Source organism: Streptomyces sp. NPDC057438 (assembly GCF_042802995.1).
In the GTDB taxonomy this organism is placed as follows: Bacteria; Actinomycetota; Actinomycetes; order Streptomycetales; family Streptomycetaceae; genus Streptomyces.
Genome location: NZ_JBHVDD010000077.1, coordinates 1 through 12,671, shown reverse-complemented (window position 1 = coordinate 12,671; position 12,671 = coordinate 1). Strand labels below are relative to the sequence as shown.

The window sequence follows — 12,671 nt, the reverse complement described above, 5'->3', positions numbered from 1 at the left end:
TTGCGCGCCGCCTCGGGGCTGGTGAGTGCGGCGACGGTGAAAGTGTCGCGGGGCGACGAGCGCGCCGAACAGCTTGCCCTTGCCGAGCTCCTCCGTCATCTCCTTCTCCTCCACCGCCTTCCAGTCGATCCTGTCCCCACCCTGGGAGGACTTTTGATCGACTGGACGATCCGCACTCCGAGGTCGGTCTGCTGCCACCGGCCTTCGCCCCCTCGTCCGCGACGGCCGGCCGATGAGCAGCTTGTGGAGGTGACTGGCAGGGTCGATGTTGGACTGACGTAGAACACGGTGAACAGCAGTGCCACGACGCCTACGACCACGTCGCTGACGATCCGCCGACGCTTCGCGCGCAGTACGCGCGGGGATGGATGTCACTCATTTCCAGCTCCCGTCCGGTGGAGAGCAGTTCAGCACGAGGAACCGCCGGCGTCGTCGCAAGCCGGCGCATCACACCGATGGGGAGGCGTCCCCAGCGGGCGCGGCCACCGGAAGCAGCGCCGGCCGCTTGGCCTGGCGGCCGTCGCCGGAGGAACGGCCACACAGGCGGCGGCCGACCCAAGGGCCGAGAAAGGTGCCGGCCCAGCGCAGTTCGGCACCCACGGTCCTCCAGACAGAGATATCTGCCCCCTCGGCCGGAAGGGGAAGGGTCCACTTGTCGTCGCTGCCCGGCAGACCGAGCGCCTGGGCCACGGCAGCCGCGATGCGCGTGTGTCCCAGCGGGCCGGCGTGCAGCCGGTCAGCACTCCACAACCGCGGATCGGTCGCCGCCGCGTACGCGGCCGTCTCCGCCACCACCACGCCGTGGCGGTCGGCGGCCTCCCGGATGCGCGCGTTGAGTGCGAGAACACGGTGACCGATCGGGCGGGCCAACGGCGTGATACGCCCGACATCGGGAAACATGAGGGTCGCGACGGTGGCGCCCTGCGCGGTGAGGGCGGCGAACATCGCCTCAACATGGCCGGCCACCTCGTCGAGGTCGCAGCCCGGGCGCAACGCATCGTTGACCCCAGCCACCACGGTGGCGAGGTCGGGCCGCATCGCGAGGGCCGGAGCCAGCTGCTCGGCGCGCACCTGACCGGCCTTACGTCCGCGCACCGCGAGGTTGGCGTAGAGCAGGCCGGGGCTGTGGCGGGCGACCTGCTCGGCGAGCCGGTCCGCCCAGCCCCGAAAACCACGGACGTCGTCGCCGTCCCCGAGCCCCTCCGTATGGCTGTCGCCCAGGGCGACATAGCGCAGATACCCACTGCTCGACACGGGGCCGACCGCCTCTCGTCAACGCTGCTGATGGAAGTGGCGCACGGCCATCGCTCAACAACTAGACACCTAGTCGCATTGTTGAATATGACGATAGCTGCGGGCTCACCTTCCTGCAAAGTGACGCCGCTCAGGCAGGAGCCGAGGCCGTCAAGGGCGGTCCACCGCCGCAGTCCACCGCCTTGGCCGCGCCGACCTCACGGCCCATTCCCTCCTCAGACCTGCACACCGACCACGGTCTGAGCCGGCACCTGAGCGCCCGGGTCATCAACGGCATGCACAAGAGGACGCGGTCGGCTCCACCACCGCCCGCCGTTTCGTGTCGAACCGCCCGTACCGGGTCACCTTCAATGGGGCGTCCACGGCCCGGGCGGCAACGCCTACTGCCAGGCCGCCATGCCCCCGGCTCTTAAGAGCCGGGGACCGGAGTTCTCCCGGCCGATCCGGCCGGGAGGGCCCGCCGACGGCAGCCGGTCGCTCGTAGCGGGCCCTGTCGAGGGGGCAGACAAGGGGTCAGACGAGGGGTCAGACAAGGGAAATAACGACCGACTTGGTCCTCGTGTACGCCTGCAGCGCCTCCGGCCCGGATTCGCGCCCGTAGCCGGACTGCTTGACGCCGCCGAAGGGCACGGCGGGATCGAGCATGGCCCAGTCGTTGACCCAGACGATGCCGGCGTCCAGTCGCGCGGCGACCCGATGGGCGCGCGCCAGGTCGGAGGTCTGCAGACCGGCGGCGAGTCCGTACGGCGTGCTGTTCGCCAGCGCGATCGCCTCTTCCTCGGTGCCGAAGGGCTGGACGGTCAGTACCGGGCCGAAGATCTCCTCCTGGACGGTGCGGGCGTCGTTGTCCAGGCCGGCGATGACGGTGGGCTTGTAGTAGTAGCCGCCGTTGAGTTCCAGGCGCTCGCCGCCGACGACGACGCGGCCGCCGTCCTCGACGGCCGCTCTCACGAAGCGCTCTACGTTCTCCACGTGCCGCTCGCCGGCCATCGGCCCGACGACGGTGGCCGGGTCGAAGGGGTCGCCGACGGGGACGGCCGGAACCGCGTCGGCGAGGATGCCCAGGATGGTGTCGTACAGGGACCGGTGGACCAGGAGCCGGGGCCCGCCCATGCAGAACTGTCCGGTGTTGAAGACGAAGGCCTTGATGATCGCGCCGATCGCCTTCCCGACGTCGGCGTCCTCGAAGACGATGTGCGGCGCGTTGCCGCCCAACTCCATGGTGACGGGCTTGAGTTGTTCGCCGGCCGTGCTCGCCGCCAGGCGACCGACCCTCGTCGACCCGGTGAAGGCGATCTTGTCGACGCCTGGGTGACGCACCAGTGCCTCACCCAGGACGGGGCCGCTGCCGGTGACGACGTTCACCACACCCGCGGGAACGCCGGCGTCGGCGAGGATCTCCGCCATCAGCAGCGCGCTGAGAGGGGTCTCGTCGGCCGGTTTGTGGACGATGGTGTTGCCGGCCGCCAGGGCGGGGGCGAACTTCGACGTGCTCAGGATCAACGGGAAATTGAACGGGGTGATCGCTCCCACCACGCCGATGGGCTCCCTGCGGGTGTAGGCGTGGGAGGGTATGGGGATTTCTCGCGTGGCCCCGTCGACCGACTGTGCCAGCGCCGAGTAGTACTCGTACGTCTCGGCCACGGTCTCCACGTCGACCGCTCGGCTGAGCGAGACGGGCTTGCCGACGTCGAGGCTCTCGACGGCGGCGAGCTCGTCCGCCCGTTCGCGCACCAGATCGGCCACCCGGTGCAGCACGCGGGCGCGCTCGCGGGCCGGCGTCCGGGGCCACGGCCCCGCGTCGAAGGCCTCGCGGGCGGCGGCCACCGCGACGGCGAGATCGGTCCCGTCGGCCTCCGCGACCGTGGTGACGACTTTGCCGGTGGACGGGTCGATGACGTCGCGCCGCTCCTTGGACTCCGCGTCCCGCCACTCTCCGCCGATGAACAGCCTGCCCGGTTCGATGTGCGGTCGCTGCACGCCCATGGCCCGCTCGCCCTCCCGGTGCGGCACGCAGCCGTCACCGTGCTCACGCCGGTCGCGCCACTGCGGCCGGCAGGTTTTCGGATGATGGCCCAGCGGTGGCGGCCTGGACAGAGAGCCGGGAGGCGAGCGCTGGAAGTGAGGACGAATGACGTATCTCGTGCGCGACGTTCAGCCTTGTCAGGTCGGCCTGCTGTCGAGTGGCGCCCCTTCGCGGTCCGTGCTCCCACCGGCCCGGCAGCTTGCCGTCCGATGGGCCGAGGAGAGTCAGGACATTCGTCGCTGTGCATGGGTACTTGAACTCTCAAGAATTGATCCAGGAGCCCAGCCGGACCGGCACGGCCCGTCTTGTTTTCCGTGGAAGGACGATCGATGACAAGTTCTCTCGCACGCAGGCAGCTTCTCGGCGCGGGCATCGCCCTGGGAGCGACGGCCCTGATCAGTGGTACGGCACAGGCCGCCCCGGGCACGGCCGGATCCTGGCCCGGGGAGTTCTCGCTGCCCAACGGCTGGGGGCCGGAGGGAGTCGCGATCGGCTCCGCGCCGTACGCCTACTTCGGATCGATCGCCACCGGCGGCGTGTACCGGGTGAACCTCGCGAGTGGCAAGGGCAAGGTCGTCCACCGCGGCCTGGGGCGCATGACGGTCGGCCTGAAGGTCGACTCCTGGGGCCGACTGTTCCTGGCCGGCGGCAGCAGTGGCGAACTGCGGGTCGTCGACGCCCACAGTGGTGCGCTCCTCGCCAACCACGTGGTCGCCGGAGAGAACAGTTTCGTCAACGACGTCCTGCTCACCCGCGACGCCGCCTGGTTCACCGAGTCGTTCAGCGCACAGCTGTTCAAGCTGCCCCTGGGCAGGCAGGGCCGCATCGGCGCCCCGGAGAGCCTCACGCTGAGCGGTGACTGGGTGCAGTCCGGTTTCACGTCCAACGGCATCTCGCTCACCCCCGACGGCAGCGCACTGCTCGTCACCAACGCGGCCGCGGACGGCGGATCGCTGATGCGCGTCAACCCCCGCACCGGCGTGGCCCGCAAGGTGGACCTGGGTGACACGGCGCTGCCCAGCGGCGACGGGCTGGTGCTCATCGGCCGCACTCTCTACGTGGTCCAGCCCAACCCCAACCAGGTGGACGTGATCCGCCTCAACCGGTCCGGCACAAGGGGCACCGCGATCGGGGTGATCAGGGACGACCGCTTCGACCTGCCCACCACGGCCGCCGCGTACAAGGGTCGGCTATACCTGCCCAACTCCCGCTTCACCACCCCGGGCCGGGACGAGAACACCCCTTACAACGCGGTGTCCGTGCCGTTGGCGTGACGTACGGCCGGAGTACGGCTGAACCCCGTCCGCTCGAAGCGGCCGGGGTCCGTTGCTCTGACGTACGGCCGGAGTGCGGCTGTGCCCCGCCCGCTCAAGGCCGGCGGGGTGCAGCCACACGCGCCGTTTCTATTCGTGCGTCGTGATGGTGTGCGCTTCGGTGAAGGAGAGCAGGCCCTCCGAGCCCATCTCCCGTCCGATGCCACTCTGGCGGAAGCCGCCGAAGGGAGCCCGGTCGTCGCACGCGACGGCGTTGGCGTGGTTGATCCAGGTGGTGCCGGTACGCAGCCTTTCGGCGATCCTGCCCGCGTGGGCGGGATCGCCGCTCCAGACCGAGGAGCACAGTCCCGACCAGTCGTTGTTGACCCGGTCCACCACGGAATCGACGTCGTCGAAAGGCAGGATCGGCAGGGCGGGGCCGAACTGCTCCTCGGTGACGATCTGCAAGCGGGGGTCGGGGTCGAGGACGAGTGCGGGACGCAGGAAGTGGCCGGCGGAGGTGGCGGCGCCGGGGGCCAGGGTGCCCCGTTCGCGCACCTCGGCTCCGGCGTCGGCGGCCTCGGCCAGCATGGCGGTGACTTTGTCGCGCTGGGCGGCGCTGTTGAGCGGGCCCATGGTCGAGGCGGGATCGGTTCCCGCGCCCACGCAATGGGTGTCGAGGGCGGAGGTCAGCGCGTCGACGAGCTCGTCGTAGCGGGAGCGATGGACATACACCCGTTTGACCGCCATGCAGACCTGGCCGCTGGTCAGAAAAGCGCCCTGGACGAGCCGTCCGATGTGCTCCTGGTCGAGTACGGCGTCGTCGAGGACGATCGCGGGGTCGTTGCCGCCGAGTTCGAGCGTCACCGAGGCGAGGTTCTGTGCGGCGGCCGCCATGATGTGCTTGCCGGCGGCCGTGCTACCAGTGAAGACGATCTTTCGGACACGAGGGTCGGTGAGCAGTGGGGCGACCGCGTCGTTGCTGCCCGTCACGACGTTCAGCACCCTCGCCGGGAGCCCCGCGGCGAACAGCTCCAGCGTGCGCACCATGGCCAGCGGCACAATGGGCAGGGGCTTGACCACGGCCGTGTTCCCGGCGAGCAGCGCGTACGGCAGGCTCGCCCCGAGGATGGCGATCGGCCAGTTGAACGGCACGATGATCGTGACCACGCCCGTGGGGAGCCGATGGATGTGCGAGGTCAGCGGCGGGCCGTCGAGGCGTCGTACCTGGTCGAGGGAGTCGGCCAGGTCGATCGCCGCCCGGGTGCGTGCGACGAAAACCCCCATCTCCACCTGGCTCTCGAAGGAGACCTTGCCGTTCTCCCTGGTCATCAGGGCCGCCCGCTCGGCCTCACTGCCGTCGAGGAGGGTGAGCGCCTGGCCGGACACGGTTTCCGGCTCTGCCGACCTCTCTGGGAAAGGTACTGCTGGCAGCCTTGCCGACCGATGAGCTGAAGCAGGTGCTCGCCGAGCCTTCCCGCTCGGGGCTGACGCCGTGCCGGCAGCCCGACCTCGGCGAACGTGACGCGGTCCTGCGCGAGGTGCGAGCACGGGGATGGGCGCTGACGGACCAGCAGTTGGCGCCCGGTATCCGGTCGGTCGCGGCCCCGCTGCGTGACGGTTCCGGCCAGGTCATCGCGGCGCTCAATGTCAACTGTCACGCGGCCGAGACATCGGTCGAGCGACTCGTCGAGGAGCATCTGCCACCGCTGTTGCAGACGGCGGGAGACATCAGCGCGGATTTCGCCCGCGTCGCCGCGGTGCCGCAGGCCTGAGGAGCCACTGCCCCCTGCACGGACCTGAGGGCCGCCGAGGGGGCGCGTGCGCGTCACGCCTCCTCGAAGGCCGCCAGATCGAGGGGCGTGGGCCTGAAGTCCTGAAGCCGGTCCGCATAGGTGCCGGAGAAGAGTTCCGCGACTGATCCGGCGGTCCAGCCGTCCTGCCGGAACCGCTCCTCGACCTCGCCGGGGTGCGTCCACAGAGCGATCCGGTCGCCCCCCGCCGCGATGGCCTGTCCGGTGATGTGGGCCGACTCCTTCGACGCCAGATACACGATGACCGGTGCCACGTCGTCCGGCGATCCCAGCCCCTGCCGCCGGACGGCGTCGGGAACGGGCTCCCCCGCGTCGACCTTCGCCACGAGGTCACCGACCCGGGGCATGGTCGCCACCATGCGGGTCAGCGCGATGGGCACGATGGCGTTGACGGTGACATCGATCTTCGCGAGTTCGAGCGCCCAGGTGCGTGTCATCGCGGCGATCGCGCCCTTGGAGGCCGAGTACGCGGTCTGGCCGAAGCTGGCGCGCTGCCCCGCCGGCGATCCCACCAGGATGAGCCGACCGCCCTCGCCCTGTTCCCGGAAGTGGGCCGCCGCCGCGCGGCCACAGGTGAACGTACCGCGCAGACGGCTGTTGACGACGACGTCGAAGTCGTCGTCGGTGGTGTTGCGCAGGGTCCTGTCACGCAGCGCACCGGCGTTGGTGACCATCACATCGAGCCGGCCGAACGCGTCGACCGCGCGCCGCACCAGCCCGTCGGCGAACTCGGAACCGCCGACCGCCCCGACATGCGCGACAGCCGCTCCGCCCGCGTCCGTGATCAGGTCGACCGTCTCCTCGGCCACGTCGGCGTCCAGGTCGTTCACGACGACGGAGGCACCCGCCGCCGCCATGGCACGGGCGTAGGCACGTCCCAGGCCTCGGCCCGCACCTGTGACGATGGCGGCTTTGCCGTCGAGTGTGATGTCCTCCCGGGCTGGTCGACACGGCGTCCTTCCGATCGTAGGAACGCCGGGGCCCGTGAGGATCCCGCTGATGACGGCACCTGTGGCCGACCTCCGTCCCGTCCGGTCCGGGACATCCGTCGCGGTCGGCGGAGCGGTCAGCCCTTCGGGGGCACCAGCCCTTGCCGCACCGCGAGCAGCGCGGCCTGGGTCCGGGAGGTGAGCCGGAGTTTGCGCAGGACGTTGCTCACGTGGGTGCGGGCGGTGCGCTCGCTGATCACCAACTCGTCGGCGATCTCCTGGTTCGACCGCCCCTCGGCGACCAGGACGAGCACGTCGCGTTCCCGCCCGGTGAGCGAGGCGAGCCCGGTCGGTGGCGAAACGATCTCCTGGGTGAGTCCCCTGGCCACCGCGGGGTCGAGGAAGACCTCGCCCCGGGCGGCCGCGCGGATCGCGGCTACCACCTCACCCGCTTCGGCGTCCTTGAGCAGGTAGCCGGCGGCTCCCTGGGCGAGCGCCGTGTGGACGCGTTCCATTTCGCCGAAGCTGGTGAGCACCACGACCCGGACACCGGGGTGACGCTGCTTGATCGCTCCGATCGCCGTGGCCCCGTCCATCCTGGGCATGAGCAGGTCGATCAGCACCACGTCCGGCAGTTCCCGGTGCGCGGCCATCGCGTCCAGTCTGGTGAGCGCCTCCTGGCCGTCCGCGGCCTCCGCAGCCACCTCCATGTCGTCCAGGACCTCGAGGTAGGCGCGGATTCCGCGGCGTACCACGGCGTGGTCGTCGACGATCAGGACCCGGACCGGGCGGAGTGCTCCGCCTCCCTGAGCGGGACTGCCGTCGGAGCGTTCCGGCCGCGCTCCGAGTCCGCGGGCGGCGTCTGGGGCACTCGTACCGGAAGGGGTACGACGACCCGTACGGTCGTGCCGCTCCTCGCGCCGGATCTGATCCTCATGGTGCCGCCCCATCGCTCCGCCCTTTCGCGCATGGTCGTCAGTCCATAGCCGTGGTGCCGGTGGGGACCGGTCCTTCGGCCCCCTTCGCCGTCCGGCGCGTCCCGTCGTCCGCCGGAGTCCGCGAATCCGCAGCCGTCATCGCGGATCATGGCGGTCAGTGTGTGGTCGCGTATGCCGAGGCGGATGGTGACGGCGGTGGCCTCCGCATGCTTGACCACGTTGTGGAGGGCCTCGGCGACGATCCGGTACATGTCCTCGGCCAGTTCGGATTCGACCGCGTCCACTTCCTGCCCGCACTCCAGCCGGATGCTGAGACCCGTCCGGTTCTCGGTGCTCTTGACGAGCGTGGTCACCGCGTCCTCCAGCCCGAGCCGGAGGGAGGCGGAGGGACGGAGTTCGTGCACCATGGCCCGGAGATCGGCGAGGACGGTCCGCGACAGGGACCCGACTTCGTCCGCGAAGTTCCGGACCGCCACCGCGGAAACCGCTTCGCCCCGCGCACCCAGCACCCCCACGGCGTTGGCCTGCATGCCGATGGAGAACACCTGCTGCACGATCGAGTCGTGCAGGTCGCGGGCGAGGCGCTGACGCTCGTTGCGGCGGGCACCCTCACGCTCCGTCTGGAGCAGGGTGGCGTGGTCGACGGCGAGGGCGGCCTGTTCCGCCATGGCGGCGAGGAACTCCAGTGTCCGGCTGCCGATCTCCTGGCCGGGGGCGAAGTAGGCGTTCAGCACCCCTTCGGGACGGCCGCGCGCCATCAGCGGCACACTGACGAAAGAGTCCCAGTTCAGCTCCCCGAGGTACGCGTGCAGCGGTTCCCAGGCGGGGTCCTCGAGGATCTGCGCCCATCGGTGCGGCACGACGATCGGCTTGCGCTCCTTCAGGGTGTCCAGCATGCACAGCCGGGCGCCCCGGTCACGACACTCCAGGAGACGGTCGAGGAACCCGTCCCAGTGCCGCAGCCCTGCAGAACCCATCAGCCTCAGTTCTCGGCCGGTGCTGTCGAGGGTGAGGATCTGCACACCGGCCAGGCCGTCCGCCTGGACGATCTGCTGGGCCACGGCGTCCAGTGTCGAGCCGAGCGAGCCTTCCGAAGCCAGCGCTATGGACGTCTGGGCGATCGCCGCGATCCTGCGCTGCCGATGCCATTCGTCGGTGACGTCGCGGAACGACACCACCGTGAACTTCGGGTCGGTCCGCAGACTGCGGCTCCGGTAGGCAAACTCGCGGCGGGGTCCGGATGCGGGCTCCCAGTGGGCCACCTGCTCGTCCGATCGAGCTTCCAGCAGCCCGGCCCGGCATGCGTCGACCCCCTCCGCCGACGTGAACGGAGACGGCCCACCGATCAGCTCACCCTCCGAGTCCGCCTCGAGCAGCGCGGCGGCCGCCGGGTTCAGCCGTACGAAGCGGCCCACGCAGTCCAGAACGGCGAGGCCGTCCGGCGCGGCGGCGGCGATGTCGTCCCAGCCCACGAGCGGCGACGCGGACATGACCGATCTCCTCATGGTCGACGAACGATGAACCTGCCCGGAAGCCCGCTGTGCCAGGCGGACGCGGCGTGGAACCGGGTGCCTCCGGGGGAGGCGTCGGTCGGCCTGGGGACGAAGCCGACTCAGGGCCGGTCACCGCATCGTAGCCCGGCGGATTCCGGGCGGTCCTACGTCATTCGACCTGTTCATCGGCGGGACGAAGCGCCGATCAGGTTCAGTCAATGCTCGCGTTCCCCCTGCTGAGGGCGGCTGCCTAGGTTGGAAGAGCGCCCCGCAGACCGTTTCACTCCCCCGAAAGGTCCGCGGGGCCGCACGAGCGGCCTGCTCGATCATGTGGTCCGCGCGAGCCATCGAGGACGAGGAGGTCCGAGACGTGGACGTGTCCATCGGCACGATCTGGGAGGCGGTGTGCCATGCGCTGCCCCATGCCGTCGCCATCACGGAGCCCGGGCGCGAGATCACTTACCGTGAGTTCGACGAGCGGGCGTCACGGCTGGCCACGGCGATGGAAGAGGCCGGGGTCGGCGAGGGCGACACCGTGGCCTGCTACCTGTACAACGGCGCCACTTACCTGGAGACGGTCTTCGCCGCCTTCAAGCTCGGTGCCGTACCGGTGAACGCCAACTACCGCTACACCGGCGAGGAGCTCTCCGAACTCCTGACCGACGCCGACGCGGCAGTGGTCGTCTTCAGCGGCGCCCTGGCCGCCCGGGTCACGCATGCCGCCGACCATGTGAGCACGCTGAAGCTGCTCGTGAGGGACGGCGCTGAGCCTGCCGACGGCCCGGCCGGGCCTGTCGTACCCGAGCTGGAAGAACTGCTGGCGGCGCATGAACCGCGTAAGCCGCAGCCACGCCCCGGATCCGACCGGCTCTTCATGTACACCGGCGGGACCACCGGCAAGCCGAAGGGCGTGGTGTGGCGACAGAGCGATCTGCTGCACTCCCTGGTGGTCCCGATCTTCCATCCGCTCGGTGTCACCGAGCTGCCGGCGACGCTAGACGAGGCCGTGGCCATCGCGGTCGAGGCACACCGCGAAGGCAGCGCGCCGACGACGATGCCCGTCGTGCCGCTGATGCACGCCACCGGACTGTTCAACACCATGGGCGCTTTGATGGTGGGCGGCAGGGCGGTCACCGCGCGGCAGGGCGGGCTCGACCCGGAGCACGTCTGGCGCACGGTCGCCGAGCAGCGGGTCGCGACGGTCATCGTCGCGGGCAATGCCGTGTGCCGACCGCTCGTCGACGAGCTCGTGCGGGCGGAGCAGGCGGGGACGCCGCACGCTCTGCGCTCTGTGCGCAGGGTCCTCAGCTCCGGCACGGCTCTCAGCGACGTACTCAAGCGGCGACTGCACGAGCGAGCCGAGATCACGGTCATCGATGCCGTCGCGTCGAGCGAAGGGGGGCCTTTCGCCTTCGCGATCACCTCCTCCCTCAAAGACCTGCCCGCCCGATTCTTCCCCGTGCCCGCGACGAGGGTGATCGGCGACAACGACCGGTTCGTCGAACCCGGCAGTGACGACGTCGGGATGCTCGCCTACTGCGGGCCCATGCCGCTCGGTTACTACAAGGACACCGAGAAGAGCGCGACGACGTTCCGCACCATCGACGGAGTCCGGTACGCCATCCCCGGTGACCTCGCCCGTCTTGAGGCCGACGGCGCGATCCGGTTCCTCGGACGCGGCTCGGGCGTGATCAACACGGGCGGCGAGAAGGTGCACCCGCAGGAAGTGGAGAATGCCCTGCTCTCCCACCCCGGTGTGACCGACTGTGTCGTCGTCGGCGTCCCTGACGAGACCTGGGGCGAGCGGGTCGCCGCCGTCGTGGCGGTCCGGGCGGACACGACCGTCACCGGGGAGGAGCTGCGCGACTGGGCTCGGCAGAGCCTCGCCGGCTACAAGGTGCCGCGCTCCGTGGTCCTGACGGACGTCCTGCCCCGAACCCCCACCGGCAAGCTCGAAGTCGCCTGGGCCAAGAAGACCGTCCAGGAGTCCGACGCGGGCGACAGGGTGTGACAGTCGGGTGCGAGCAGCCATGGCCGACCATCACGCCGCCGCGCGGCCCGTACGGCGGTCCACGCGGCGTTCCAGCGGCAGCGTCGGTCCGCAGGAGGCGTACGGCCCCGGTCCCGAGCCGATGGGCGGAAGGGCCTCGTTCCCGCTCCCGGAAGGCGGAAGGCACTGGGGGTGCCGCGGGTCCGCCGTGGTCTGCTGCCACGGCCGGGCTCAGCTCGCGCGTTCCTGGCGGGCTTCGCGCGTCCGCAGTGCCTCCACCACCCCGTCCACATGGTCCCGCACGGCGGCTTCGGCCACCGCCGGGTCCTCGGTGACGATCGCCGCGATGATCCGCTGGTGCTGGGGCAACGGCACATGGGCCCGCCCCGGCACCAGGGAGAGCACGAAACGGTGTCGGGCCATCTACGCCCGCAGCCGTTCGAGGACCTGCTCGGCCGTGTCATCGCCGGCGATGTCGCGCACACGGCCGTGCGGACGGGCGTCGATGTCGCTGTACGTCATCGGTTCGCCGTCGGCGACTGCCTTTGCCATGTCCGTGCCGATGCCGCGCAGTTCCTCGGCCTGCGCTCGGCTGGCCCTCTGCACGAGCGGCCATCAGGTCTTCCACGACCATCCGCACCTCGGTGATCCGGACGGCCTCGGCGAAGCCGCTGCCCCGGGCGCGTGCGCCGCGGTTGCGCCGGATCTCCACCGGGTCCTCCGCCGCCCCCCGCCGCAGAGCCGACCTGACGTCGGCGCGGCCGGCGCCGAACCGTTCGCAGAGGTCCGCCTCGACCGGGCGCTGACGCGGTGCGTACTCACCCTGCGGCAGCGCATCCCGGATCGCACCGGTGACGTCGGTTTCAACAGGCGTGCTCACGGTGCTCCTTCGCCGTTCTCAGCAGGTTCACGGCAGGAAGTCCGGGTCCGAAGCGGCCGCGTGTCCATCGCGCTGCCGGCGCTGTGCCGCCGGC

11 protein-coding genes and 1 pseudogene are annotated in these 12,671 nt (G+C 70.5%); 3 read left to right on the top strand and 9 right to left on the bottom strand.

Going from position 1 to position 12,671, the window contains the following annotated elements; all coding sequences use genetic code 11:
• Nucleotides 1-447: 447 nt before the first annotated feature.
• Nucleotides 448-1,254, bottom strand: a complete 807-nt coding sequence (locus tag ACFU5F_RS31995; protein ID WP_383894802.1) for an SGNH/GDSL hydrolase family protein — start codon at nt 1,252-1,254, stop codon at nt 448-450.
• A 525-nt stretch (nt 1,255-1,779) separates the two neighbouring features.
• On the bottom strand, nt 1,780-3,240 hold the full coding sequence (locus tag ACFU5F_RS31990; protein ID WP_383894864.1) for an aldehyde dehydrogenase family protein: 1,461 nt from the start codon (nt 3,238-3,240) through the stop codon (nt 1,780-1,782).
• A gap of 369 nt (nt 3,241-3,609) precedes the next feature.
• On the opposite strand from ACFU5F_RS31990, the gene ACFU5F_RS31985 reads away from it, so the two are divergent.
• Nucleotides 3,610-4,554, top strand: a complete 945-nt coding sequence (locus ACFU5F_RS31985) for a superoxide dismutase (RefSeq protein ID WP_383894799.1) — start codon at nt 3,610-3,612, stop codon at nt 4,552-4,554.
• 129 nt (nt 4,555-4,683) lie between these two features.
• On the opposite strand, the gene ACFU5F_RS31980 is transcribed toward ACFU5F_RS31985, so the two are convergent.
• Complete coding sequence (locus tag ACFU5F_RS31980) at nt 4,684-6,084, bottom strand: aldehyde dehydrogenase family protein (protein WP_383894796.1); 1,401 nt, start codon at nt 6,082-6,084, stop codon at nt 4,684-4,686.
• Between ACFU5F_RS31980 and ACFU5F_RS31975 the strand changes: the two genes are divergently transcribed.
• Complete coding sequence (locus ACFU5F_RS31975) at nt 5,970-6,308, top strand: IclR family transcriptional regulator C-terminal domain-containing protein (protein WP_383894793.1); 339 nt, start codon at nt 5,970-5,972, stop codon at nt 6,306-6,308. The two genes, ACFU5F_RS31980 and ACFU5F_RS31975, sit on opposite strands and share 115 nt — an antisense overlap.
• Before the next feature lie 53 nt (nt 6,309-6,361).
• Here the strand turns inward: ACFU5F_RS31975 and ACFU5F_RS31970 are convergent, their stop codons facing one another.
• From ACFU5F_RS31970 to ACFU5F_RS31960, 3 genes are all read right to left on the bottom strand, one after another.
• On the bottom strand, nt 6,362-7,252 hold the full coding sequence (locus ACFU5F_RS31970) for an SDR family NAD(P)-dependent oxidoreductase (RefSeq protein ID WP_383894861.1): 891 nt from the start codon (nt 7,250-7,252) through the stop codon (nt 6,362-6,364).
• A 161-nt stretch (nt 7,253-7,413) separates the two neighbouring features.
• Nucleotides 7,414-8,031, bottom strand: coding sequence for a response regulator (locus tag ACFU5F_RS31965; protein ID WP_383894791.1), 618 nt, complete (start codon nt 8,029-8,031; stop codon nt 7,414-7,416).
• A gap of 17 nt (nt 8,032-8,048) precedes the next feature.
• Complete coding sequence (locus ACFU5F_RS31960) at nt 8,049-9,704, bottom strand: ATP-binding protein (protein ID WP_383894788.1); 1,656 nt, start codon at nt 9,702-9,704, stop codon at nt 8,049-8,051.
• Between the two features lie 373 nt (nt 9,705-10,077).
• Here ACFU5F_RS31960 and ACFU5F_RS31955 point away from each other — a divergent pair, with 373 nt between their 5' ends.
• Nucleotides 10,078-11,718 carry an AMP-binding protein gene (locus ACFU5F_RS31955; protein WP_383894785.1) on the top strand — a complete coding sequence of 547 codons (1,641 nt, stop codon included), beginning with the start codon at nt 10,078-10,080 and terminating at the stop codon, nt 11,716-11,718.
• A 210-nt stretch (nt 11,719-11,928) separates the two neighbouring features.
• Here the strand turns inward: ACFU5F_RS31955 and ACFU5F_RS31950 are convergent, their stop codons facing one another.
• From ACFU5F_RS31950 to ACFU5F_RS31940, 3 genes and pseudogenes are all read right to left on the bottom strand, one after another.
• The gene (locus ACFU5F_RS31950) at nt 11,929-12,120 is read right to left on the bottom strand and encodes a hypothetical protein (RefSeq protein ID WP_383894782.1); all 192 of its coding nucleotides are present in this window, start codon (nt 12,118-12,120) and stop codon (nt 11,929-11,931) included.
• A complete protein-coding gene (locus ACFU5F_RS31945) occupies nt 12,121-12,249 on the bottom strand; it encodes a hypothetical protein (RefSeq protein WP_383894870.1) in 129 nt (42 codons plus the stop codon).
• A 193-nt stretch (nt 12,250-12,442) separates the two neighbouring features.
• Nucleotides 12,443-12,577, bottom strand: a pseudogene (locus tag ACFU5F_RS31940) (GntR family transcriptional regulator); the annotation flags it as partial.
• Between the last annotated feature and the right edge of the window lie 94 nt (nt 12,578-12,671).

Coding starts and splice junctions, on each gene's coding strand:
- ACFU5F_RS31990 (WP_383894864.1), bottom strand. CDS start 3,240: ATGGGCGTGCAGCGACCGCACATCGAACCGGGCAGGCTGTTCATCGGC.
- ACFU5F_RS31985 (WP_383894799.1), top strand. CDS start 3,610: ATGACAAGTTCTCTCGCACGCAGGCAGCTTCTCGGCGCGGGCATCGCC.
- ACFU5F_RS31960 (WP_383894788.1), bottom strand. CDS start 9,704: ATGTCCGCGTCGCCGCTCGTGGGCTGGGACGACATCGCCGCCGCCGCG.
- ACFU5F_RS31950 (WP_383894782.1), bottom strand. CDS start 12,120: ATGGCCCGACACCGTTTCGTGCTCTCCCTGGTGCCGGGGCGGGCCCAT.
- ACFU5F_RS31945 (WP_383894870.1), bottom strand. CDS start 12,249: ATGGCAAAGGCAGTCGCCGACGGCGAACCGATGACGTACAGCGACATC.